This window comes from Erwinia aphidicola (assembly GCF_014773485.1).
Lineage (GTDB): Bacteria > Pseudomonadota > Gammaproteobacteria > Enterobacterales > Enterobacteriaceae > Erwinia > Erwinia aphidicola.
In genome coordinates, this window is the sequence record NZ_JACXBP010000009.1 from 285,255 (window position 1) to 308,133 (window position 22,879).

Sequence of the window (22,879 nt, forward strand, 5' to 3'; positions counted from 1 at the left end):
CAGAGCCAGGTCGGGATCCTATTTTAGCAGTTTGTCAGGTCGGATAATGAGTAATGTGCGGTAGGAGGCTGCTGGGCTTAAGTCAAAATGGGTCGACCGGAAAAAAGGGTCGACCCCTACGGCATTCTTGCAGTTGTAGGGGCAGACCTGTTTTTTGGTCGCCCCGTGATTATTTTCAGAGAGCAGGTCCGGCCTTCACCAGCGCCTCACCGGCATGCGTGTCGGTGAACTTATCGAAGTTGCTGATAAAGCGTTGCGCCAGGTCGCGGGCTTTCACTTCCCAGTCGGCGGCGCTGGCGTAGGTGTTGCGCGGATCGAGCAGGTGGCTGTCGACGCCCGGTAGCGCCAGCGGTATCTCAAGGTTGAAAATCGGCAACGTTGCCGTCTCCGAATGGGCGATTTCACCGCTGAGGATCGCGTTGATGATGGCGCGGGTATCCTTCAGCGAGATGCGCTTGCCGCTGCCGTTCCAGCCGGTATTCACCAGCCAGGCTTCCGCTCCCGCGGCCTGCATGCGCTTCACCAGCACTTCAGCGTAGCGGGTAGGGTGCAGCGTCAGGAACGCGGCGCCAAAGCAGGCGGAGAAGGTGGGGGTGGGCTCGGTCACGCCGCGCTCGGTGCCCGCCAGTTTGGCGGTAAAGCCGGACAGGAAGTGATACTGCGTCTGTTCTGGCGTCAGGCGCGACACCGGCGGCAGCACGCCAAAGGCATCGGCGGTCAGGAAGATCACTTTCTTCGCATGGCCTGCTTTTGATACCGGTTTAACAATGTTGTCGATGTGGTAGATCGGGTAGGAAACGCGGGTGTTTTCGGTTTTGCTGCCGTCGTCGTAATCCACCGTTCCATCGGCGCGCACCACCACATTTTCCAGCAGCGCGTCGCGGCGGATAGCGTGATAGATCTCGGGTTCAGCCTGCTCGGACAGTTTGATGGTTTTGGCGTAGCAGCCGCCTTCAAAGTTAAACACGCCGTCGTCGTCCCAGCCATGCTCGTCATCACCAATCAGCTGGCGCTGCGGGTCGGTCGACAGGGTGGTTTTGCCAGTGCCGGACAGGCCAAAGAACACCGCCACATCGCCTTTTTCACCGACGTTGGCCGAACAGTGCATCGCGGCAATGCCCTTAAGCGGCAGCAGGTAGTTCATGATGGCGAACAGCCCCTTTTTCATCTCGCCGCCGTACCAGGTACCGCCAATAAGCTGGATTTTCTCCGTCAGGTTAAACGCCACAAAGTTCTCTGAATGCAGCCCCTGAGCCTGCCAGTCCGGGTTAGTGCATTTCGCCCCGTTCATCACCACAAAGTCAGGCTTAAAGTCAGCCAGACCCTGCGCATCCGGGCGGATAAACATGTTTTTGACGAAGTGGGCCTGCCAGGCGACTTCGGTAATAAAGCGCACGCTCAGGCGGCTGTCCGGGTTGGCGCCGCACCAGGTATCGACCACAAATAAGCGCTTACCAGAGAGCTGGGCGGTGACGAGGTTTTTCAGCGACTGCCAGTTCTCCTGCGACAGCGGCTGATTGTCATTCTTGCCTTTACCCTGGTCATTCCACCACAGCGTGTCGCGCGTGACGTCATCGCGCACGATATATTTATCTTTTGGCGAGCGGCCGGTAAAAATACCGGTATCGACGGCAACCGCGCCTGATTGGGTCACTATTCCGCGTTCAAAACCCTGTAAACCGGGCTGGGTTTCTTCCTTAAACAGCGTGTCATAATCGGGGTTATGAACTACCTCAACCGTATCAGTGATGCCATAAGCAACGAGGTCCTGCTTGGTCAGGTCGTTAGCGCGCATGTTACTGCTCCTTTGTCGGTTTTTTGTACTGCTGCAGATGTAGGGGTGTTTCGACGATTTTGCCGTAATGCCTGGCACATTCGGGCGGCTGGCACCGTGACGATCGCGCGCAGTTTACACCTGTCAGACGACAGAGAAAGAGGCAAAAGGAAGAAATGAGAGGCGACACGCGATTCGCTGTAAAGCGGCGTGATTTGTTTCATTTATTAACTAAAGTAAGTGCGATAAGCCAGTGATAAATATCGTGGAATTGCGCATGAAATGGTTGAAAACTCGGCATATTGGCGATAGAAAGTATCGCATTTTTTTGCTACGAGAAGTTTGTTATGCACAGCAGGAGAGTGCAGGGCCAGGAAGACCTGGCCCGAAGGGATTAGTGAACCTGTTGGTCACCGGCAGCTGAATCATTACGGATGGCCGCGATGTCTACGCTGTCAAAGACGTAGTGGTTGCCGCAGTAGTCACAGTGCATGTCGATCTCACCGTCTTCCTGCAGGATCTGATCCACTTCTTCCGGCGGCAGCGTGCTCAGCACATCACCACAGCGCTCGCGCGAGCAGGTGCATTTAAAGCAGACGTTTTGCGGCTCGAACAGCGTGACTTCTTCCTCGTGGAACAGGCGCCACAGCACCTCGTTCGCCGGCAGGTCCAGCAGCTCTTCGGTCTTGATGGTTTCCGTCAGCGTCGCCAGATGGTTGAACTCATCCAGGCTGGCATCCTGCGCGGGCAGCACCTGCAGCAGAATGCCGCCTGCGCCCGCTTTGCCTTCACTTTCGCCGGTGCGGATAAACAGACGGGTTGGCAGCTGCTCAGAGCGCATGAAGTAGTCCTCAAGACACTCTGCCAGCGTTTCGCCTTCCAGCCCAACCACGCCCTGATAGCGCTCACCCTCTTTTGGCGAGATGGTGATCACCAGGTAGCCGTTACCAACCATCTCTTTCAGGCTGCTGCCGTCAGCAATCTCGCCCTGCATACGCGCCACGCCGCGCATCTCCTGCTGATTATTACCGTTAATAACCGCCATATTCAGTGCGCCATCACCCTGCAGCTGGACCGTGATGTCGCCGTCAAACTTCAGGGTGGCGGTCAACAGGCTGGTCGCTACCAGCAGTTCGCCAAGCACCTGCTGCACCGGCTGTGGGTAGTCGTGGCCGTCGATAATCTCGCGCCAGGTCTGGGAAATACCTACCAGTTCGCCACGCACGGCGTGATTTTCAAACAGGAAGCGGTGCATCTGGTCTTGCTGGGACATAAGTTTTTCTCTCTTTAATGGCGCGTTATTCGTCGCCAGAATTTTTAAATTTCATCAGGTCGCGACGCTCCTTTTTATCCGGGCGTCGGTCCGGGTGCGGCATACTGAGCGCATTCATCTTGCGTGCCTGCGCGACCTTTTCCCGTTTTTCAATACTTTCTGCCGTCTCGCGATACAGCTGCTGGGCAATCGCTGCCGGACCGCGCTTATCACTGACGCCTTCGATCACCACGGTGCGCTGGTCATTACCCTGGCGCAGCACCAGCTCAGCATCGACTTCAACCAGCTTGCTGGGTTTGCTGCGCTGGCCGTTGTAATGCACCTTGCCGCCTTCAATCATCTCGCGTGCCGCAGCACGGGTTTTATAAAAGCGGGCGGCCCAGAGCCATTTATCAAGCCGCACCCCTTCTGTGGGTTTCTCTTTCATCGCTGGGTTCCTTTTTGGATTCACCTTATATATGGGGCTAACGCCATAAATCAAGGCGCGCTGCGGCGGATACTCACGCGCAACGTGTTCAGGCAGGTAAAGCGGAGAGTCTCAGCCTTAAAAATAGCACAGATGCGGCGATGCTTAGAACATCGGCCGCACGGTCTGGATGTCGCTTAGCGAGTGGTTAAAGCACTTCTCATAATACTGATGAATTTCCATCAGGCGTACGCGGTGGCGATGCATGCGGCGCAGCGCCAGCAGGCTGTTAATCACCAGGCTCAGCGCCAGCACCAGCAGTAACAGACTGCTGGCAAGATAGCGCCACAGGGTGAGGCTATCCGGTTCACTGTGCAGAGCGATGTGGCGCGTGCCGTTGGCATCGGTGGTGATGCTGGTAATAATGCCGCTGGCGCTAAACGGAGTGTGCAGCAGCATGCCGGAGAGCCGCTGCAGTTCCGGCCACTGGTCCGGCGCGTTGTAATCAAACAGTGAGACCGCCGGTGCTGGCTGATTGACGAACTGACGGCCCTCATCGCTGAGGATCAGGAAGCCACCCGGGGGAGGGCTGTTCAGCGCTTCTGCCGCACGGCGCGTTTCGCGGTAGAAGAAGGAAGAGGTGGCGGTATTGACCAGATTTTCCAGCGCTTCTGCACTGACCGGGCGCAGCAGCACGTTCATGCCGTTCAGCGCGCCGGAGTTAGCGCGGTGCACCAGCGTTTGCCAGTCTTTCGCGTTCCCCAGGTTGACCAGCGCATTTTTCAGGCGCACACAGTCCTGCTCCTGGCTGCACAGATCCTGGGTTTTCTGCACGATATCGGAGAAGTCATCCAGCAGGATCATGCCCGACTTCTGAATGGCAGTCGCCAGCTGCGGGTTAAGTTTCGGGTCGGTACTGGACTGCGGGTGCAGCTGCATGCTGGTGGTGTCCAGCAGCGCCGTTGCCTTATCGATAATATCGGACTGCGGCAGCGGCAGCGGTTCCGCATTGTTCCAGTACATGGCCGAACAGTCGAACGGCATAAACGCATAGCTGCGGTTGCCCTGGTAGGTCGCCGGGATCGAACACATTCCGCTGCCGTTTACCTTCAGGCTGTCACCGACGTGCAGCGGGGCTTTTTCCAACTCGCTGACCTGGGTAACCTGCAAACTTTCCGTGCCTTTGATCCACGCCAGGCTAAGTTTCAGCGGCATGCTGAGCGGGATCCAGCTTATCAGCAGCGCCAGCAGGATCAGCGAACCCACCGCCAGCACGACATTTTTACGCCAGCGCTGGACAGGGAAGTTGCGCACCTCATCCTGTAGCGAGAGGAAGCGCCCCTGGCGCACCACCTGACGGTTGAGGTAGATATCAATTTCGGTGGTCTGGCCAAGATCCTGGGCGACATAGGGTTGCCAGTGCGGCGGGTAGATTAAGTCGATAATGCCGAGCGAGATATTGCTGGCCTGCCCCTGATTAGATTCGCCAAACAGTCCCCAGCGCTTCGGCGCGCCGCGCAGGCAGTGAATTTCGCGCAGATCATTTTCGCCAGGGCGGCGATAGATAAACCAGGCACTGACCGCGATGATGGCAACGCCCGCCAGGATCAGCCAGGGCATCAACACTATCGGCCCGACCAGGCTGATAAAGAACAGCAGCAGCGCGATACAGATAGCGATCGCTTCACGCGTGCCGTCAGGTCGGCTCAGCGCGTACTCTTCTGCACTCTCTTTGCGCACGCTCAGCAGCTCAATATTTTCGCCCTCTTCCTTACGGATAGAGGCATTCTGCCCGGTGGCGCGCACCATTGGCGTCAGCGCGGGCGCTTCCCAGCTGTACTGCGTCAGCGAGTGACCATTAAGTGAGATCACCAGCGGAATGGTTTGCGTTTTGATCAGCTCAACGTAGTTCTCTTCCGCGATATGTTGTTCCCACAGCGGCGGCAAATGCACTTCGACGGCATCAAGGTAGTAGCGCCATTTGTGGGGTTCATCGGTAGAGAGGCCGTAGCGGGTAATCGAGCGGGTGACGGGGTAGACATTGTTGCTTTGCGAGGTGAGCACCAGCTGATCGGGCGAACTGCTGGCTCCGCTGGGCAGAGTCTGATTTTGGCTGCCCAACTGCGCCACGTAGCGTTCAACCGCCGCGCGCTCTTCGTTGCTCAGCTTGCGATAGGGGGGACTGATAAATGGCAGTGGTTTCGCCAACGGCGGGCGATGCCGCATAGCGTACCAAAAGAAACAACCTGCCGTTACCGAGCAGGCCAGCATTACAGCCAATATGATGACTATTGTGCTCATGCTTCCCTCATTCCTGCCACAATGCTCCTGTCGACGTTCTCGCGTAAGACTGTGTCATATCTAACCCAATTGTGGCGAGTTTAAACAGTGCTGGCTGTCAGCTGTGTGATTAAAAATAGCGCTAAAAATCATAAAATTAGAATAATTGTATACCATGGCCGATGTAGATGTTACCAGGCATTTGGCCACTTAAGTATCGGCATATTCCTATTTATTAGTCTGATAATTGACATTCTTTAAAAGATTTTTCTCATGTTTACAATGATTTGTTATAAATAAGTAAAATGATTCATGCGATGATTGGTTTCCTGCGGCGGCTACCGCACAATGGACAATAACACGGTCAGCACCTGAATTCGCCGGGTGGATGACGCTCACTTTTTGGCTTTTCGCTGGGGCCCTTATGACCAGACAATTACAAAAACCTGCCATCCTTAATGTTGAGGTCGCAGCGCGATCGAAACTGTTCACGGTGGAATCGGTCGACCTTGAGTTCAGCAACGGCCAGCGCCGGGTCTATGAGCGCATGCGATCTTCAGGCCGGGAAGCGGTGCTCATCGTGCCGATCATTGATGATCATCTGATCCTGATCCAGGAGTACGCGGTCGGGCTGGAGAGCTACGAACTGGGCTTCCCGAAAGGGTTGATCGACCCGGGTGAAACACCGTTTGACGCCGCTAACCGCGAGCTGAAAGAGGAGGCGGGCTTTGGCGCGCATCAGCTGGAGCAGCTGGGTAAACTGACTATGGCGCCGTCTTATTTCTCCAGTCAGATGAATATCGTGGTGGCGGAAGGGCTTTATCCGGAAAAGCTGGAGGGTGACGAGCCTGAACCGCTGCCGCAGATGCGCTGGCCGCTGAACAATTTGCTGGCGCTGCTGGAGGAGCCGGATTTCCGCGAGGCGCGCAACGTCAGCGCGCTGTTCCTGGTGCGCGAGTGGCTGGTGAAGCAGGGCAGGGTAACGTATTAAAAAAATGCCGGGCGATTGCCCGGCATTTTTGTATCAGAACAGCTCGTGGCTTTCGCCGTTATCCATCAGCGTGGTGCCGACGTCATGCACTGAATACTCCGTCGGCTGGGTGCCGTTGATAAAGTATTCGTCGCGGGTATTGCCGCCGCCGTTCGCCAGCTTGCCGGTGCTGCGATCAATCTTCACCGTCACCACCCCTTCCGGCGGCGTCAGCGGCTGCAGCGGAACGCCGTCCAGCGCCGCTTTCATGTAATCATCCCAGGCTGGCTGTGCGCTCTTGGCGCCGCCTTCATAGCCGGAGATCTGATCTTTAATCGCTCCGGAAGCCGTGGTGCGCCCCAGATCGCGGCGGTGGTCGTCAAAGCCGATCCACACGGATGTCACCACCCCAGGACCGTATCCGGAGAACCAGGCATCCTTCGAGCTGTTAGTGGTACCGGTTTTACCGCCGATATCATTACGCTTAAGGTCACGCCCGGCGCGCCAGCCGGTACCCATCCAGCCCGGTTCGCCGAAGATGTTGGAGTTCATCGCGCTCTTGATCAGGAACGACAGCGGCGTGTTAATCACGTGCGGCGCATACTCCGGCTGTTCGTCCTGCTTATGCTGAGGAACCTGCTCCAGCTCCGGTTTCGGCACGACAGGGTTAGTGCCTTCCTGCGAAACTGCGACGTTTTCCACGCTGTCTTCACTCAGCGCCACCGCTTTTTTGGTTTCGCCGTAGATCACCGGCAAATTGCACTCCGGGCAGGCCACTTTTGGCTTCGCTTCAAAGACTTTATTCCCCTCTTCATCCTCGATGCGGGTAATAAAGTACGGGTCTACCAGGAAGCCGCCGTTAGCCATCACCGAGTACCCGCGCACCATCTGCAGCGGCGTAAAGGCCGCCGAGCCGAGCGCCAGCGATTCGGTGTGCACGATGTTCTGAGCCGGGAAGCCAAAGCGCTGTAAATACTCCGCGGCGTAGTCGACGCCCATGGCGCGCATGGCGCGCACCATCACCACGTTCTTCGACTCACCCAGCCCCTGACGCAGGCGAATCGGGCCGGCGTAGCTGTTAGGCGAGTTTTTTGGGCGCCAGTCGGCACCGGCACCGGCATCCCAGCGGGAAATCGGCACATCGTTGAGGATCGACGCCAGCGTCAGGCCACGATCCATGGCGGCGGTGTAGAGGAACGGTTTGATATTTGAACCGACCTGGCGCAGCGCCTGGGTTGCGCGGTTGAACTTGCTCAGGTTGAAGTCGAAACCGCCAACCAGTGCGCGTACTGCGCCGTCATGTGGGTCGAGCGATACCAGCGAAGAGTTGACGTCCGGCACCTGAGCCAGCTGCCAGTCGTTGTCGACCTTGCGTACCCAGATCTGCTGGCCCGGCTGCAATACCTGGCTAACCGAGCGCGGAGTGGCGCCCTGTAAGGTGTCGGACTTGTATGGACGCGCCCAGCGCACCGCAGCCAGATTGAGCGCGATGTTGCTGCCGTCACGCATCGCCACGGTAGCTTCATCACTGCTGCTGGCGGTCACTACCGCCGGGAACAGCGGGCCGTAAACCGGCAGCGCTTTCAGCGTTTTCAGGATTTGAGCGTGATCCCACGCTGGCTGGCCGGCTTTCCACAGTTCGCTGGACGGGCCGCGATAGCCGTGGCGCATATCATAGGCAATGACGTTGTCCTGCACCGAGTCCTGCGCCGCCAGTTGCAGCTTGCGGGTCACGGTGGTGTAAACCTTGTAGCCGTCGTTATAGGCGTTTTCGCCATAACGTTTAATCATCTCCTGGCGCACCATTTCGGTCAGGTACGGTGCGGAGAAAGCGATTTCCGGCGCGTGATAGTTCGCCACCAGCGGCGTGTTGCGCGCTTCTGTGTACTGCGCCTGGCTGATGTAATGCTGGTCAAGCATGCGCGCCAGCACGGTGTTGCGGCGCTGTACGGCACGATCGTGCGAGTAAAGTGGGTTAAAGGTCGACGGCGCTTTAGGCAGGCCGGCGATCATCGCCATTTCACTCAACGACAGCTGATCAACATTCTTACCAAAGTAAACCTGTGCTGCAGCCCCCACGCCGTAAGCGCGATAGCCGAGGTAGATTTTGTTCAGATACAGCTCAAGGATCTCGTCTTTACTCATCATCTGCTCAATGCGGATGGCGAGGAAAGCCTCCTTGATCTTACGCATCAGCGTGCGTTCGGGGCTGAGGAAGAAGTTACGCGCCAGCTGCTGAGTGATGGTACTGGCACCCTGCGAAGCATGGCCGGAAACCAGTGCAATACTGGCGGCACGGAAGATGCCGATCGGATCGACGCCGTGATGCTCGTAGAAGCGGCTATCTTCGGTCGCGATGAAGGCTTTCACCATCTGCGGCGGGATTTCCTGCAGGGTCAGGGGAATACGGCGTTTCTCACCGTACTGCGCGATAAGCTCGTTATCGGCACTGTAAACCTGCATAGGCGTCTGCAGACGCACATCTTTCAGCGTGGCGACATCGGGCAGCTGCGGCTCTATATATTTGTATAAACCATAGATCGAGCCTGCTCCCAGCAAAATGCAACACACTGCAAGGATCAATAAATACTTTACGAACTTCACCTGATATTTCCCATTTAAAGTCGATTGGGCAGTTTATAAACAATCGCGCGGTAGTATAAAGGCAAGCCAGTACCTTGGATACGTCCTTTTGTAACTGACGATAAGGAGATCGCGTCAATGGCTTTTCAGACATGGCAAGTTGGGTTGGATATTCAAAACGGGCAGTTGTGCGCCCTCGGCATCCAGCGCCGTCGAAACGGCTGGCAGCTGCGCCACTGGTGGCAGCATACGTTGCCGCAAGATACGTTAAGTCATGGCCTGGTGCAACGGCAGGACATTCTGGTCGCACTGCTGCAGCGCTGGCGCAGGCAACTCCCTTCCCGTATCTCACTGCGCGTCGGTTTCCCGCCACAGCTGGTGATGCAGCGCCAGCTGGCTCTTCCCACCACGCAATTACGCGAGCCAGAGCGTAGCAGCTACATCACGGCGGCGGCGAGGCGATTTTTCCCAATTGCACCGGAGGCGCTGGCGCTCGATTACCGCCGCGGGTGGGGAACCGATGCGCCTGTCTACCTGACGGCAGCGCGCCAGGAGGCGCTGCACAGCTGGCAAAACTGCCTGCAGCTGGCGGGCCTGACTCCGCAGGTGCTGGAGCTGACCCCGGCCGCCCTGTTCGCCTTGGCGGACAATTTACGGCTCGATCCTGCCGCCGCGCTGGTACATCGCCTCAGCGACCACTGGCTGTGGTTCGCACCGCAGCATCGCGAGCAGCCCTGGGGCTGGTGCCCGCTGGACGATGCCCCGGACTTCGCCACCCTGCAGCAGCGTTATCTGCAGGAGAGCAGCACGCTGTGGTACAGCTCGGCGCTGGCGGAGAGCTGCCCGCCCGGCACTCAGCTACTTACCCCTTTAAGCGTGCTGCAGAGCTATCAGCCCCCGATGCCGGCGTGTGAAGGCGCGTTTGCTCTGGCGACCGGGCTGGCGCTGCGCCCGGAGGATTGCTGATGGTATGGGTAAATCTGTTGCCCTGGCGACAGGCGGCGCTGCGGCAGCGCAAGCGGTTGTGGGGCCTGCTTGCCCTGGGGGCCGTGCTGATGCTGGTGGGGTTACTGCTGGGCGGAGTGGCGCAGCGCCGCCTCAACCAGCAGCAGATGGAGGGGCTGGCGATATGGCGAACCGGGCTTAATCTGGCAACGCAGCTGAAGGCCCGCAGCGTGGCGGCACAGCAGCAGCTTGCCCTGCTACAAAGTCGGCAGGCTGAGCGGCAGCAGCGTCTGCAGCGGCTGGCGCGCTGGCAGCAGTTTGCCAATGCGCTCGGCGCGGCATTCCCTGCCGATCTCTGGCTGCAGCAGATGGTGAAAGGCGAGCATAGCCTTGAGATTAACGGCTTCGGTCGCCGCATCGAAAGCCTGCATCAGCTGCGCCAGCAGCTGGAGAATATGCCGATCTTTCGCCAGGTGACGCTGGGGCAGATAAAGCGTAGCCGCGATCGTGCACTGGAATTCACCCTGCAGGCGCAGCTTCCTGGCGCTAAGGAACGCGCGGATGACTAACCGCTGGCTGACCGGCTGGCTGCAGGCTGAGCCCTGGCTGCGGGTGGTGAGCTTTACGCTCGCGGCACTGCTGCTGGCAGGCCTGCTGTGGCTGTGCTGGCTGCATCCGGCGCAGCGGCAGCTGCAGACGCTGGAGCAGCAGCAGCGTCTGCAGGCGCGGCGTTACTCCAGTCAGATCTCCGCGCTGCGTTTGCAACCCGCGTTGCGCACAGTGCAGCAGCAGATTGCCCAACTCCAGCAGCAGAGCGAACCCGCTAAGGCGCATCTCTTTTCACTCCCCAGGCTGCTGGCGCACAGCGGGGCGGCGCTTGAGCACTGGCACCCCACGCCGCACGGCGGAGAGCTGGCCCTGACGCTAAGCTGGGCGCAGTTTGGCGCTCTGCTGGACTATCTCACCACCCTGCAACCGAGCGTAGAAATACCCCGCTTTCGCCTGAAGCGGGCGGGGGCGCAGCTGCATCTGGTGCTGGAGCTAAACGATGCTTCCTAAGCTAGCGCTGCTGCTGTTACTGCTGGCGAGCGGCAGCCACGCGCGCGACCCTTTCTTTTTGCAGGAGAGCCGCTGCCAGCCAGCGACCGGTGATGCGCTCGCGGGCTGGCGTCTGCTCGGCATCGTTGGCCGACCGGGCCACTACCACGCCTGGCTGCGTTCACCGCTGGGCAGCACGCTGCACGGCCAAATCGGCGACGCGCTGCCAGCGACCGCGTGGCAGTTTGCCGCTATCGACTGGCTCAGCGCCTCGCTTTCCCCCTCACAGGATTGCCCGCCCGTCATAAAGCTGACGTTAAAAGGACAACAAAATGCACAGGATGCTCTTCCTCTGGCTGGTGCTGATCAGCCCGCTCTCACTGGCGCAGGCGCCGCTGTCACTGGCGTTCGATGACGCGCCCATCGGCCAGGTGTTACAGGCGTTGGCGGACTATCAGCAGCTGAATCTGGTGGTGGCTCCCGGCGTGGAGGGCAACCTCTCGCTGCGGTTGAAAGGGGTGCCGTGGCAGCAGGCGCTCTCTCTGGTGATGAAAATGGGGCGGCTGACCACGCAGCAGCAGGGCAACGTGCTGCTGGTGTTTCCCGAAAGCTGGCAGCAGGAGGAGCAGCGCAAAGCCGATGCCCGCCGTGAGGAACAACAGCAAAATCTGCCGCTGCACAACCTGACGCTGACGTTGCAGCACGCGGATGCGGCAGCGGTCAACGCCAGCCTGCAAAATGAGCGCGCCCGGCTGATGACGGCGCGCGGCAGCATTACGCTGGATAGCCGCACCAACAGCCTGCTGCTGCGCGATACCGATCGCGCACTGCAAGAGGCTGAACGCTGGGTGCGCCAGCTGGATGTGCCGCTGGAGCAGATTGAGCTGGCGGCGCAGATTGTCACCATCAGCGAAGAGAACCTGCGCGAGCTGGGCGTGAACTGGGGGCTGAGCGGTGAAGAGCAGGTAGCGAGCGCGCTGCGCACCAGCCAGCTGCGGGTCGATCTCGGGGTGCCTCATCCGGCCGGGCGCGTGGGCTTCACGCTGGCCAGGCTCGACGGTCGCCTGCTGGATCTTGAGCTGAGCGCGCTGGAGAGTGAACATCAGGCGGATATTATTGCCAGCCCGCGCTTATTTACTTCGCATCAGCAGACGGCCAGCATTAAGCAGGGCACGGAGATCCCCTATGAGGTGGCGACCGGCAACAGCGGCTCTACCACCATGGAATTTAAAGAAGCGATGCTGGGAATGGAAGTGACGCCGGTGGTGCAGGCCAATGGTCGGATTTTGCTGAAACTGCACATTTCGCAAAATATGCCGGGGCGCAACATGCGCAGCGGCGTTAATGAGGTGCTCACCATCGATAAACAGGAGATCGACACGCAGGTGATCCTGAAGGATGGTCAGACGCTGGCGCTGGGCGGCATATTCCAGCAGCAGAGCGCGACAGGGCGCAGTAAAGTGCCGGTACTTGGCGATATTCCGCTGCTCGGTGGCCTTTTTCGCCATGACGTGCGTGAGCAAAAAAGGCGCGAACTGGTGATCTTTATCACGCCGAGATTAGTGCGTAGTGACTAATGCGCTTTTGGCGGCAAACGACAGAACCTGCATGTTTTTTCCCGAATTGGTCACAGTTGCGTTTGACGCAAGGGCGGAATTAGCTTACAAGGTTTAGCGATTTTGAATTATGGGCCAGGTGCCCGCAGCAGCGAATGCTTTTTAACCGTTTTTTATCGTGCGCAAGCGGCGTAGCCGATGCAACCACATCCGGCTGATAAATGAAGCGGACTGAAACGCGCCAAAATATTGCGTGCAATGGGCAAGGTAAATTTAATCGGTTGCCAAAACACCTTCAGTGTTGAGATAATTTTTAGTCTGACTCTCGCACTATCGCTCATGAGGTTTCAGTTCATGTCCTGCCTGGTTTAAGGCGGGGTATCATCAACGAATTGTCTTAGTAATACCGAAAAAATGGCAGAGAAACGCAATATCTTTCTGGTTGGGCCTATGGGTGCCGGCAAAAGCACTATTGGGCGTCAGTTAGCTCAACAACTCAATATGGAATTTTTCGATTCCGATCAAGAAATTGAGCGACGTACCGGAGCGGATGTGGGCTGGGTTTTTGACGTCGAAGGCGAAGAAGGCTTCCGCGATCGCGAAGAAAAAATCATCAATGAACTCACTGAAAAGCAGGGCATTGTGCTGGCGACTGGTGGCGGTTCCGTCAAGTCGCGCGAAACGCGCAATCGTCTCTCCGCCCGTGGCGTAGTGGTGTATCTTGAAACGACTATCGAAAAGCAACTGGCACGTACCCAGCGCGACAAAAAACGTCCGCTGCTGCAGGTGGATTCTCCACCACGCGAAGTGCTGGAAGCATTAGCTGATGAACGCAATCCGATGTATGAAGAGATTGCCGACGTCACCATTCGCACTGACGATCAGAGTGCGAAAGTGGTCGCTAATCAGATTATCAATATGTTGGAAAAGAGCTGAGTAACGCTCTGATGGCCCCGCGTGGGCGCAGCAAAAAAGGTGATACAGCGTCATGGAGAGGATTACCGTAACTCTTGGGGAGCGCAGTTACCCCATTACTATCGCCGCCGGGTTGTTTGCAGATCCGGCTTCTTTTTGGCCGCTTAAAGCGGGCGATCAGGCCATGCTGGTGACCAACCAGACGCTGGCTCCTCTCTATCTTGACGCGCTGCGTTCCCGCCTCGAAAGCGTGGGCGTGGTGGTAGACCAGGTGATTTTACCGGACGGCGAGCAGTTTAAGACGCTGGCGGTAATGGACCAGGTATTTACTGCACTTCTGGCAAAGCCACACGGCCGTGATACCACCCTGATTGCTTTAGGTGGCGGTGTGATCGGCGATTTAACCGGCTTTGCCGCGGCCAGCTACCAGCGTGGCGTACGCTTTATTCAGGTGCCCACTACGCTGCTGTCGCAGGTCGACTCTTCCGTTGGTGGCAAAACTGCCGTCAACCATCCGCTCGGCAAAAATATGATTGGCGCGTTTTATCAGCCAGCGTCGGTGGTGGTCGATCTCGACTGCCTCAATACGCTGCCTGCACGCGAACTCTCTTCAGGCCTGGCGGAAGTGATCAAATACGGCATTATTCTTGACGGTGAGTTCTTCAACTGGCTGGAGCAGAATCTTGATGCTCTGCTGGCGCTGGACGGCGCAGCGATGGCGTACTGTATTCGCCGCTGCTGCGAACTGAAAGCCGAAGTCGTGGCTGCCGATGAACATGAACAGGGTCTGCGTGCGCTGCTCAATCTTGGCCATACTTACGGCCATGCGATTGAAGCACACATGGGCTACGGTAACTGGCTGCACGGTGAAGCGGTTGCCGCCGGGATGGTGATGGCAGCACGCAACGCCGAGCGTCTTGGGCAGTTCAGCTCACAGGATACCGACCGTATTATCGCGCTGCTGCAGCGTGCCGGTTTACCGGTGAACGGACCAGAAAGCATGGCGGCGGAAGATTATCTGCCGCACATGATGCGCGATAAAAAGGTGCTGGCTGGAAAACTGCGCCTGGTACTGCCACTGGCAATCGGCAAAGCCGAAGTGCGTAGCGGTGTGCCACATGATATGGTGCTGGCATCCATTCAGGATTGCCAAAAGTCCTGATAACAATGTGCAAGCCAGCCACTGGCAACACTGACAGATGTATCACCGTCCACAGGGTTTGGACGGCAACGCCGCTCTATGGGAGGAGGTTAAATGGACGAGTTTAAACCGGAAGACGAGTTAAAACCTGACACCAGCGACCGCCGCCCGACGCGGCCGCGCAAAGCGTCTTCTGCGCCTAAAGTGCCAGTTTCCCGCCAGCATATGATGATGGGCATCGGGATCCTGGTGCTGCTGCTGTTAGTGCTGGGCATCGGCTCGGCGCTGAAATCACCGGACAGCGGCAGTGAGAAGAGTGCGCAGCAGCCTGCGGCTTCGGCCACCAGCGGCGGCGAGAAAAATATCGATCTGTCTGGCTCCTCTTCCATGAGCGGGCAATCCGGTCAGCCGGCCACGACGGAGAACAGTGCGTCAGCCGCGGGCCAGCCTGCTGCACCGCAGGACGTCAGCGTGCCACCTATCTCCCCAACGCCAACCGATGCGCCGCAGATGCAGACGCCTGCCAACCAGCAGCGTGTCGAATTGCCTGGCGATCTGAACAACGCGCTGAGCAATCAGCAGGGTCAGGTCGATGCAGCGGCGCAGGCCGGGCAGGGCGGTTCGTCTCTGCCTACCGGTGCTGCAACGGTGGCACCCGGTGGTGAAACCCCGCGCCAGGTAACCAACAAACCGTCAGCGGCGAGCCATCAGCCTGCACGCCAGACAACGCATGCCGCCGCGGCCCATGACAGCAAAGCGGCAACGGCGCACAAACCGACCGCCAGCAAGCCTGCAGTGAAAGAGAACAAGCCAGCGGCAACGGCCAGCCACAGTGGCGGCACGCCAGGCGGCAACTTCACGCTGCAGCTGAGCAGTGCTTCACGCTCAGACACGCTGAATGCGTGGGCGAAAAAACAGAATTTATCCGGCTACCATGTGTACCAGACAACGCGCAACGGTCAGCCGTGGTACGTGCTGGTCAGTGGCTCTTATGGCACCTCGGCCGAGGCTAAGCGTGCTGTTGCTTCGCTGCCCGCTGAAGTTCGCGCCCAGAATCCATGGGTGAAACCGGTCAGTCAGGTTAAAAAAGAAGCCGGTAAGTAATATTTTGCCGGGGTAACCCGGCATTTCCTCAAGTGTGTGAGCGTGCCAAAAGCACGTCGATCATTTAAAGCGCAGATATGCTGTCGGTGTAACCACAGCCTGATGAGTAAAGTAATAAACGACGGCATGAAAAAAAATCGCGCTTTTTTGAAGTGGGCTGGTGGCAAGTACCCGTTACTCGATGATATTCGACGCCATCTCCCGGAGGGGGATTGCCTGATCGAGCCGTTTGTCGGTGCCGGCTCAGTCTTCCTCAATACCCAATATTCCCGCTACATTCTGGCTGACATTAACAGCGACCTGATCAACCTCTATAACATCGTTAAAGAGCGTGCGGATGAGTTCGTTGCCGATGCGCGCGTGCTGTTTACGCCGCAGGGGAATGACTCCGAGGTCTATTATGCCTGTCGCCAGGAGTTCAATCAGTGTACTGATGCCTATCGCCGCGCGGTGCTGTTTCTCTACCTCAACCGCCACTGCTATAACGGGCTGTGCCGCTACAACCTGAGCGGTGAGTTCAACGTGCCGTTTGGCCGCTACCGCAAGCCCTACTTCCCGGAAGATGAGCTTTACTGGTTTGCCGAGCGTGCACAACATGCGACCTTTGTCTGCGAATCTTACGATGTTACGCTGGGGAAAGCGCGGCAGGGGGCGGTGGTGTATTGCGACCCACCCTATGCGCCTCTGTCGGCCACGGCCAACTTTACCGCGTACCACACCAACAGTTTCACCATGCGCGAGCAGCAGCATCTGGCCGAACTGGCCACTATGCTGGCGCAGGAGAACAGCATTACCGTGCTGATCTCCAACCATGACACTCCGCTAACGCGCGAGTGGTATCAGGCGGCGACCAAGCTGCACGAAATCAAAGTGCGCCGCTCAATCAGCAGTATTGGCGGAAGTCGCCTAAAGGTTAATGAACTGCTGGCGCTGTATACTGGCCGGTGATGAGAGCCTGACGTCAGGCACAACCAGGGAGAAACGGATGAAACAGTTTTTAATTGCCCCATCAATTCTTTCCGCAGACTTTGCCCGCCTGGGCGAAGACACCGCTAAAGCACTGGCTGCCGGTGGTGATGTGGTGCATTTCGATGTGATGGATAATCATTACGTTCCGAACCTTACGATGGGCCCGATGGTCCTGAAAGCCCTGCGCGATTATGGCGTGACTGCCCCTATTGACGTGCATCTGATGGTGAAACCCGTCGATCGCCTGGTGCCTGACTTTGCTAAAGCCGGTGCCAGCTATATCACCTTCCATCCTGAAGCCTCCGAACACGTTGACCGCACGTTACAGCTGATCAAAGAACACGGCTGTAAAGCGGGCCTGGTGCTGAATCCGGCCACGCCGCTCAGCATTCTGGATTATGTGATGGATAAGCTTGATGTGATCCTGCTGATGTCGGTTAACCCCGGGTTTGGCGGCCAGTCGTTTATTCCCGGCACGCTGAACAAACTGCGTCAGGTGCGTAAACTTATCGACCAGAGCGGCTACGACATTCGTCTGGAAGTGGACGGCGGCGTCAAAGTCGACAACATTGGCGCGATCGCAGAAGCGGGCGCCGATATGTTTGTCGCCGGTTCGGCGATTTTTGGTCATCCCGATTACAAAAAAGTGATCGACGATATGCGGACAGAACTGGAGAAATCTCGTCATGGGGCATTTCACTAATATCCGGGCGCTGGCCTTCGATCTCGATGGCACGCTGACCGACAGCGCACCGGGGCTGACCAGCGCGGTGGATGGGGCGCTCAGCGCACTGAACCTGCCGGCAGCCGGGATTGCGCGCGTTTCGACCTGGATTGGCAACGGTGCCGATATTCTGATTGAGCGGGCGTTGACCTGGGCGCTGGGCCACGCGCCTTCGCCAGCGCTGATCGGTGACGCACGCGTGCTGCTGGACCAGCACTACGCCTCGCACGTTGACGGCGGCAGCCTGCTCTATCCGCAGGTTAAAGAGACGCTGGCCGCTCTGGCTAAACACAATCTGCCTATGGCGCTGGTGACCAACAAGCCGACCCCGTTTGTCGCGCCGCTGCTGGCTTCACTAGGCATTGCTGACTATTTTTCGCTGATTATCGGCGGCGACGATGTCGTGGCTAAGAAGCCGCATCCGGCACCGCTGTTCCTGGTGCTGGGCACGTTTGGCCTGCTGCCGGGCGAGTTAGTGTTTGTCGGTGACTCGCGCAATGATATTCTGGCGGCGCAGGCGGCAGGATGTCCCTGCATCGGCCTGACCTACGGCTACAACTATGGCGAGCCCATCGCCACCAGCCAGCCTGACGTCACGCTCGATCACTTTAACGATTTGTTGCCCGCACTCGGGCTGTAATTATTCAGGACGGAAACATGAGCAAACCCATCGTATTTAGCGGCGCACAGCCTTCAGGTGAACTGACCATCGGTAACTATATGGGTGCGCTGCGTCAGTGGGTCCAGATGCAGGATGACTATCACTGTATCTACTGCATCGTTGATTTGCATGCCATTACCGTGCGCCAGGATCCGGTCGCGCTGCGCAAAGCGACGCTGGATACGCTGGCACTCTACCTCGCCTGCGGGATTGACCCGCAGAAGAGCACCATCTTCGTTCAGTCGCATGTGCCGGAACACACCCAGCTGGGTTGGATCCTCAACTGCTACACCTACTTCGGTGAGCTGAGCCGCATGACTCAGTTCAAGGACAAGTCCGCGCGCTATGAAGAGAATATCAACGCCGGCCTGTTTGATTACCCGGTGCTGATGGCGGCTGATATCCTGCTGTACCAGACCACGCAGGTACCGGTCGGTGAAGACCAGAAGCAGCATCTGGAGCTAAGCCGCGATGTCGCTTCGCGCTTCAATGCGCTGTACGGTGAAATCTTCAAAGTGCCTGAGCCGTTTATTCCGAAATCCGGCGCGCGCGTGATGTCGCTGCTGGAGCCGACTAAGAAGATGTCCAAGTCTGACGATAACCGCAATAACGTTATCGGCCTGCTGGAAGATCCGAAGTCGGTGGTGAAGAAGATTAAACGTGCGATGACCGACGGCGATGAGCCACCGGTGGTGCGCTACGATGTGAAAGAGAAGCCGGGCGTGTCAAACCTGCTGGATATCCTGTCAGGCGTGACCGGTAAGCCGGTTGCCGAGCTGGAAGCTGAATTCGCGGGCCAGATGTATGGTCACCTGAAGGGGGCCGTGGCGGATGCGGTATCGCAGATGCTGGGCGAGCTGCAGGAGCGCTATCACCGCTTCCGCAACGATGAAGCGTTCCTCGACCAGGTGATGCGTGACGGTGCGGCAAAAGCCCGTGCTCAGGCGCAGGAAACGCTGAAGAAAGTGTATGAGGCCGTCGGCTTCGTGGCACAGCCGTAATATCGTCCCGTGGGTCGGGCATGCCCGACCCCTACGCCAGATCCCGCCCCCGATAAATTCCTTTTCCGAAGATTTCCTGCTCCCGCCGTGAACAGTGATATGGTTAAAAGCATATCGTTGATAACGGAGGGTTTCCATGCAAGCCGAATTACAGTGGATTAACAACGTGCGCCTGCCGTGGCGTGAAGGGCTGTGGCAGATTGAGATCCAGCAGGGCAAAATCGCCCGCGTTGCGCCGCAGCCACAAAACATCGCAGGTGGGGCCGCGCTGGATGCCGAAGGTGGCCTGGCCATTCCCCCCTTTATTGAACCGCATATCCATCTTGATACCACCCAGACGGCGGGAGAACCGGCGTGGAACCAGTCCGGCACCCTGTTTGAAGGAATTGAGCGCTGGGCGGAGCGTAAGGCACTGTTGACCCATGAGGATGTTAAACAGCGCGCCCGTCAGACGCTGAAGTGGCAGATTGCTAATGGCATTCAGCACGTGCGTACCCATATCGATGTTTCCGACCCGACGCTGACCGCGCTGAAAGCGATGCTGGAAGTTAAGCAGGAGATGGCGCCGTGGGTAGAGATTCAGCTGGTTGCGTTCCCGCAGGAGGGGATCCTCTCTTATCCTGATGGTGAAGCTCTGCTGGAACAGGCACTGCAGCTGGGCGCGGACGTGGTTGGTGCCATCCCGCATTTTGAGTTTACCCGCGAATACGGCGTCGAATCGCTGCATAAGACCTTTGCGCTGGCGCAGAAGTATCAGCGCATGGTGGACGTACACTGTGATGAAATCGACGACGAGCAGTCGCGCTTTGTTGAAACCGTGGCGGCCCTGGCCCACCGCGAGAAGATGGGCGCGCGCGTCACTGCCAGCCATACCACCGCCATGCACTCCTATAACGGAGCTTACACTTCACGGCTGTTTCGCCTGTTGAAGCTCTCCGGGATCAACTTTGTGGCTAATCCGCTGGTGAATATCCATCTGCAGGGGCGCTTTGACAGCTATCCAAAGCGCCGGGGGATTACGCGGGTGAAGGAGATGCTGGAAGCCGGTATCAACGTCTGTTTTGGCCATGACGATGTGTATGACCCCTGGTATCCGCTGGGTACAGCCAGCATGCTGCAGGTGCTGCATATGGGGCTGCACGTCTGCCAGCTGATGGGTTATGACCAGCTGGACTCCGGCATCAAGCTTATCACCACTAACAGCGCCAGAGCGCTACAGCTGCCGGATTACGGCATTCAGAGCGGTAACAGCGCTAACCTGGTGATCCTGCCTGCCGACAGTGGCTTCGATGCCCTGCGCCGTCAGGTGCCGGTGCGCTACTCTATCCGTCACGGCAAGGTCATCGCCGAGACCGTGCCTGCCGCCAGCACCATTCATCTTGCTGAGAGCGAGAAGGTGGATTTCAGGCGTTAATTCCTCACAAGGTGACTTTTTAGTCGCCTTGTTTAAAACTATGTTATGCTCCGATCATAAGGATGTGAGAGGTTATAAATGGATGGCGAAGATTATGGGTTACGTACCCTGCTGGATATGCATGGCTACCAATTTACACTGGATAACGGCTACTGGTGGAAGATAGAAGCTTGGGGAATTGAGAAATCGCGGTTCCGTCCACATGGCATTCGCTACAATCTGACGTTGCACAATGCATACAACCACCGTGTGCTTGGTATGGATAACGCGCATGCCATTGAGCCGCCCAAAAAAGGCGGATTCTCTTCAAGGCTGGTGGTCTATGACCATATCCACCGCACCTCAATCGATCCTGGATATCCCTATTATTTTCACTCTGCCGCACAGCTGCTGGATGATTTTTTTGCTGCGGTAGATCGTGTTGTCAGTGAGGCGGAAAGAAAACGATGAAAGCGTTAATCGGTGTTATCCCTGAGCAGGCTCTGCGCAAAAGGGTGCTGGCGATAGCCGCGGGTCAGTATCAGCCACGGCCTGATGAACCCAAAGTGTGGTTTGCTTCAGTCAATGCGATAGGGCAGATACTTAGTAATGAGAACATTGCCCTGCTGCGCATGATGGCAGAACAAAAACCACAGACGATGAGCGAGCTTGCGCGTATGGCAGGAAGGCAGGTGAGTAATCTTTCTACCACCCTAAAAACGCTTAGTGGCTATGGATTTGTTCATCTGGAAAAGCATGGGAATAAGATCAGACCACAGGCTTTATATACGGAGTTCGAGATCCGTATCGATAGTGCCCTGATAGTCGGTGATAGCGCGGCATAAAAAGGGGAGGAACAAGTTCCTCCCCAGCGTTTAATACCCTTTCCGCCAGGGGCGAGGCATGCCTCGCCCGGGGCACGGGATTAATGCGAACCCATATGTCCGTGCAGCTTGTGCTTGCTGACGAAGCCGAGCAGCAGACACATAACAAACACCACGGCGTACAGGCCGTTTGCGGTTGCCAGCGCGGCGTGCGGGCCGTGGCTGTCTACGATAGGGCCGGTAACCACGAAGGTCAGCATTGTGCCAACGGTACCGCAGGTGAGGATAAAGTTGACCAGCTTAGGCGAGGCCACTTTGGTCTGCAGCGAGCCGAGGGTAATGATGGTGGTGTAGATAGCGCTGGAGAAGAAGCCCAGGCTCATCATGATCCACTTCAGCATTGAGGCGTCAGTTTCGCTGATAAACCAGTACATCAGTGCGGTCGCTGCCAGCGCCAGAACGGTCAGGATACGCTGCGGGTCGAAGAAGCGCAGAATGGCGCTGAAGGCCCACATGCCGATCATATAGGCGGTCCAGAAGTTGCCTACCAGGCTACCGGCCTGGCCGATATCCATGCCCATATTTTTGGTAGCGTACAGCGGCACCCAGCCGATAAAGCCCAGCTGGCCGAGGATGTAGCACAGGGCTGCAATGGCGAGGAAACCCACGCCGACGCCCCATTTCTCTTTGTTGACTGGCGCGCCGCTGGCGGTTTTCTTTCCGAGAACCGGGAATTCAAAGCACAGCGCCAGAACGAAGATCGCCACGTAGATTACGCCGATGCAGGCATAAACCCAGTACCACGGCAGGGAGCGGGCAAGGATAGCCGCGGCAATGATCGGGAAAATCGTCCCGGCCATGCTAAAGAAGGAGTCGGTAAACAGCAGGCGTGAACCGCGCTGGCGCCCTTCATACAGGTGAGTGATCAGGAAAGTACCAATCGACATGGTAATCCCGCTTACCACGCCCAGCACGAACATACACAGCGAGAAGACGGTGAGGCTGTGGCTGGTCATCAGGCCCAGCACCGCCAGTACCATCAACACGAAGCCGAAGATCAGCTGGCGCTTCAGCGGCACGATCTCCATCAGCCAGGCATTCAGGAATACCGCCAGCAAGATCCCGGCGTTAAGGAAGGTGAAGGTGTTGCTCATCTGAGCCACGGGCAGCTGGAAGTAAGCAGCGATATTCTCCAGCACCATACCGGTAACGATAACCACTGCACCGGTCAGCGCGTAAGAGAAGAAGCTGATCCAGGTAAGCCCAATTCGATCGCGATTTGTCATAGTGGAAACCTGTTGATAAAGAAGGTCACCGGCGGA

The 22,879-nt window shown here is 57.6% G+C and carries 22 protein-coding genes; 16 read left to right on the plus strand and 6 right to left on the minus strand.

Annotated features, from left to right (window positions below):
* Window positions 1-175 precede the first annotated feature (175 nt).
* The 4 genes from pckA to ID864_RS19740 form a co-directional block, all read right to left on the minus strand.
* On the minus strand, window positions 176-1,795 hold the full coding sequence (gene pckA, locus ID864_RS19725; protein ID WP_191150256.1) for a phosphoenolpyruvate carboxykinase (ATP): 1,620 nt from the start codon (window positions 1,793-1,795) through the stop codon (window positions 176-178).
* A 373-nt stretch (window positions 1,796-2,168) separates the two neighbouring features.
* On the minus strand, window positions 2,169-3,047 hold the full coding sequence (gene hslO, locus ID864_RS19730) for an Hsp33 family molecular chaperone HslO (protein ID WP_048917685.1): 879 nt from the start codon (window positions 3,045-3,047) through the stop codon (window positions 2,169-2,171).
* 25 nt (window positions 3,048-3,072) lie between these two features.
* Window positions 3,073-3,474: a ribosome-associated heat shock protein Hsp15 gene (gene hslR, locus ID864_RS19735; RefSeq protein ID WP_048917684.1), complete on the minus strand. Its 402-nt coding sequence runs from the start codon at window positions 3,472-3,474 to the stop codon at window positions 3,073-3,075.
* A 144-nt stretch (window positions 3,475-3,618) separates the two neighbouring features.
* On the minus strand, window positions 3,619-5,754 hold the full coding sequence (locus ID864_RS19740; protein ID WP_191150257.1) for an intracellular growth attenuator family protein: 2,136 nt from the start codon (window positions 5,752-5,754) through the stop codon (window positions 3,619-3,621).
* A gap of 403 nt (window positions 5,755-6,157) precedes the next feature.
* Between ID864_RS19740 and nudE the strand changes: the two genes are divergently transcribed.
* Window positions 6,158-6,724: an ADP compounds hydrolase NudE gene (gene nudE / locus ID864_RS19745; RefSeq protein ID WP_099753502.1), complete on the plus strand. Its 567-nt coding sequence runs from the start codon at window positions 6,158-6,160 to the stop codon at window positions 6,722-6,724.
* Between the two features lie 33 nt (window positions 6,725-6,757).
* On the opposite strand, the gene mrcA is transcribed toward nudE, so the two are convergent.
* Window positions 6,758-9,307: a peptidoglycan glycosyltransferase/peptidoglycan DD-transpeptidase MrcA gene (gene mrcA / locus ID864_RS19750; RefSeq protein WP_048917681.1), complete on the minus strand. Its 2,550-nt coding sequence runs from the start codon at window positions 9,305-9,307 to the stop codon at window positions 6,758-6,760.
* Window positions 9,308-9,424: 117 nt separating this feature from the next.
* On the opposite strand from mrcA, the gene pilM reads away from it, so the two are divergent.
* The 15 genes from pilM to ID864_RS19825 all read left to right on the plus strand — a co-directional run bounded on the left by pilM (window position 9,425) and on the right by ID864_RS19825 (window position 21,578).
* Entirely contained in the window at window positions 9,425-10,252 is an 828-nt protein-coding gene (gene pilM / locus ID864_RS19755; protein WP_048917680.1) for a type IV pilus biogenesis protein PilM, read from the plus strand.
* On the plus strand, window positions 10,252-10,800 hold the full coding sequence (locus tag ID864_RS19760) for a PilN domain-containing protein (RefSeq protein ID WP_048917679.1): 549 nt from the start codon (window positions 10,252-10,254) through the stop codon (window positions 10,798-10,800). The genes pilM and ID864_RS19760 overlap by 1 nt, the downstream gene beginning before the upstream one ends.
* Window positions 10,793-11,290 carry a HofO family protein gene (locus tag ID864_RS19765; protein ID WP_048917678.1) on the plus strand — a complete coding sequence of 166 codons (498 nt, stop codon included), beginning with the start codon at window positions 10,793-10,795 and terminating at the stop codon, window positions 11,288-11,290. The genes ID864_RS19760 and ID864_RS19765 overlap by 8 nt, the downstream gene beginning before the upstream one ends.
* Window positions 11,280-11,684: a hypothetical protein gene (locus tag ID864_RS19770; protein WP_048917677.1), complete on the plus strand. Its 405-nt coding sequence runs from the start codon at window positions 11,280-11,282 to the stop codon at window positions 11,682-11,684. The genes ID864_RS19765 and ID864_RS19770 overlap by 11 nt, the downstream gene beginning before the upstream one ends.
* On the plus strand, window positions 11,602-12,846 hold the full coding sequence (gene hofQ, locus ID864_RS19775) for a DNA uptake porin HofQ (protein WP_048917676.1): 1,245 nt from the start codon (window positions 11,602-11,604) through the stop codon (window positions 12,844-12,846). Before ID864_RS19770 ends, hofQ begins: the two co-directional genes overlap by 83 nt.
* Window positions 12,847-13,239: 393 nt before the next feature.
* Window positions 13,240-13,761, plus strand: coding sequence for a shikimate kinase AroK (aroK, locus tag ID864_RS19780; RefSeq protein ID WP_048917675.1), 522 nt, complete (start codon window positions 13,240-13,242; stop codon window positions 13,759-13,761).
* Between the two features lie 52 nt (window positions 13,762-13,813).
* Complete coding sequence (gene aroB / locus ID864_RS19785; protein ID WP_048917674.1) at window positions 13,814-14,902, plus strand: 3-dehydroquinate synthase; 1,089 nt, start codon at window positions 13,814-13,816, stop codon at window positions 14,900-14,902.
* A gap of 93 nt (window positions 14,903-14,995) precedes the next feature.
* The gene (locus ID864_RS19790) at window positions 14,996-15,985 is read left to right on the plus strand and encodes an SPOR domain-containing protein (RefSeq protein ID WP_099753500.1); all 990 of its coding nucleotides are present in this window, start codon (window positions 14,996-14,998) and stop codon (window positions 15,983-15,985) included.
* A gap of 126 nt (window positions 15,986-16,111) precedes the next feature.
* A complete protein-coding gene (dam, locus tag ID864_RS19795) occupies window positions 16,112-16,933 on the plus strand; it encodes an adenine-specific DNA-methyltransferase (RefSeq protein WP_048917696.1) in 822 nt (273 codons plus the stop codon).
* Between the two features lie 37 nt (window positions 16,934-16,970).
* On the plus strand, window positions 16,971-17,657 hold the full coding sequence (gene rpe / locus ID864_RS19800; RefSeq protein ID WP_048917672.1) for a ribulose-phosphate 3-epimerase: 687 nt from the start codon (window positions 16,971-16,973) through the stop codon (window positions 17,655-17,657).
* On the plus strand, window positions 17,641-18,318 hold the full coding sequence (locus ID864_RS19805; protein WP_048917671.1) for a phosphoglycolate phosphatase: 678 nt from the start codon (window positions 17,641-17,643) through the stop codon (window positions 18,316-18,318). The genes rpe and ID864_RS19805 overlap by 17 nt, the downstream gene beginning before the upstream one ends.
* Before the next feature lie 17 nt (window positions 18,319-18,335).
* Window positions 18,336-19,340: a tryptophan--tRNA ligase gene (gene trpS / locus ID864_RS19810; protein WP_048917670.1), complete on the plus strand. Its 1,005-nt coding sequence runs from the start codon at window positions 18,336-18,338 to the stop codon at window positions 19,338-19,340.
* Window positions 19,341-19,476: 136 nt separating this feature from the next.
* Window positions 19,477-20,754: a cytosine deaminase gene (locus ID864_RS19815; protein WP_191150258.1), complete on the plus strand. Its 1,278-nt coding sequence runs from the start codon at window positions 19,477-19,479 to the stop codon at window positions 20,752-20,754.
* 78 nt (window positions 20,755-20,832) lie between these two features.
* Window positions 20,833-21,204 carry a DUF6516 family protein gene (locus ID864_RS19820; protein ID WP_191150259.1) on the plus strand — a complete coding sequence of 124 codons (372 nt, stop codon included), beginning with the start codon at window positions 20,833-20,835 and terminating at the stop codon, window positions 21,202-21,204.
* On the plus strand, window positions 21,201-21,578 hold the full coding sequence (locus tag ID864_RS19825) for an HVO_A0114 family putative DNA-binding protein (protein ID WP_099753498.1): 378 nt from the start codon (window positions 21,201-21,203) through the stop codon (window positions 21,576-21,578). The genes ID864_RS19820 and ID864_RS19825 overlap by 4 nt, the downstream gene beginning before the upstream one ends.
* Before the next feature lie 80 nt (window positions 21,579-21,658).
* Here the strand turns inward: ID864_RS19825 and tsgA are convergent, their stop codons facing one another.
* Window positions 21,659-22,843: an MFS transporter TsgA gene (gene tsgA, locus ID864_RS19830; protein ID WP_048917668.1), complete on the minus strand. Its 1,185-nt coding sequence runs from the start codon at window positions 22,841-22,843 to the stop codon at window positions 21,659-21,661.
* Window positions 22,844-22,879: the final 36 nt, after the last annotated feature.

Bases quoted from the DNA above. Each gene is read 5' to 3' on its own strand.
- ID864_RS19770 (WP_048917677.1), top strand. From the start codon at position 11,280: ATGCTTCCTAAGCTAGCGCTGCTGCTGTTACTGCTGGCGAGCGGCAGC.
- hofQ (WP_048917676.1), top strand. From the start codon at position 11,602: ATGCACAGGATGCTCTTCCTCTGGCTGGTGCTGATCAGCCCGCTCTCA.
- trpS (WP_048917670.1), top strand. From the start codon at position 18,336: ATGAGCAAACCCATCGTATTTAGCGGCGCACAGCCTTCAGGTGAACTG.
- ID864_RS19815 (WP_191150258.1), top strand. From the start codon at position 19,477: ATGCAAGCCGAATTACAGTGGATTAACAACGTGCGCCTGCCGTGGCGT.
- ID864_RS19760 (WP_048917679.1), top strand. From the start codon at position 10,252: ATGGTATGGGTAAATCTGTTGCCCTGGCGACAGGCGGCGCTGCGGCAG.
- pilM (WP_048917680.1), top strand. From the start codon at position 9,425: ATGGCTTTTCAGACATGGCAAGTTGGGTTGGATATTCAAAACGGGCAG.
- aroK (WP_048917675.1), top strand. From the start codon at position 13,240: ATGGCAGAGAAACGCAATATCTTTCTGGTTGGGCCTATGGGTGCCGGC.
- hslR (WP_048917684.1), bottom strand. From the start codon at position 3,474: ATGAAAGAGAAACCCACAGAAGGGGTGCGGCTTGATAAATGGCTCTGG.
- rpe (WP_048917672.1), top strand. From the start codon at position 16,971: ATGAAACAGTTTTTAATTGCCCCATCAATTCTTTCCGCAGACTTTGCC.
- ID864_RS19820 (WP_191150259.1), top strand. From the start codon at position 20,833: ATGGATGGCGAAGATTATGGGTTACGTACCCTGCTGGATATGCATGGC.
- ID864_RS19805 (WP_048917671.1), top strand. From the start codon at position 17,641: ATGGGGCATTTCACTAATATCCGGGCGCTGGCCTTCGATCTCGATGGC.
- aroB (WP_048917674.1), top strand. From the start codon at position 13,814: ATGGAGAGGATTACCGTAACTCTTGGGGAGCGCAGTTACCCCATTACT.
- dam (WP_048917696.1), top strand. From the start codon at position 16,112: ATGAAAAAAAATCGCGCTTTTTTGAAGTGGGCTGGTGGCAAGTACCCG.
- ID864_RS19740 (WP_191150257.1), bottom strand. From the start codon at position 5,754: ATGAGCACAATAGTCATCATATTGGCTGTAATGCTGGCCTGCTCGGTA.
- pckA (WP_191150256.1), bottom strand. From the start codon at position 1,795: ATGCGCGCTAACGACCTGACCAAGCAGGACCTCGTTGCTTATGGCATC.
- nudE (WP_099753502.1), top strand. From the start codon at position 6,158: ATGACCAGACAATTACAAAAACCTGCCATCCTTAATGTTGAGGTCGCA.
- ID864_RS19790 (WP_099753500.1), top strand. From the start codon at position 14,996: ATGGACGAGTTTAAACCGGAAGACGAGTTAAAACCTGACACCAGCGAC.
- ID864_RS19825 (WP_099753498.1), top strand. From the start codon at position 21,201: ATGAAAGCGTTAATCGGTGTTATCCCTGAGCAGGCTCTGCGCAAAAGG.
- ID864_RS19765 (WP_048917678.1), top strand. From the start codon at position 10,793: ATGACTAACCGCTGGCTGACCGGCTGGCTGCAGGCTGAGCCCTGGCTG.
- hslO (WP_048917685.1), bottom strand. From the start codon at position 3,047: ATGTCCCAGCAAGACCAGATGCACCGCTTCCTGTTTGAAAATCACGCC.
- tsgA (WP_048917668.1), bottom strand. From the start codon at position 22,843: ATGACAAATCGCGATCGAATTGGGCTTACCTGGATCAGCTTCTTCTCT.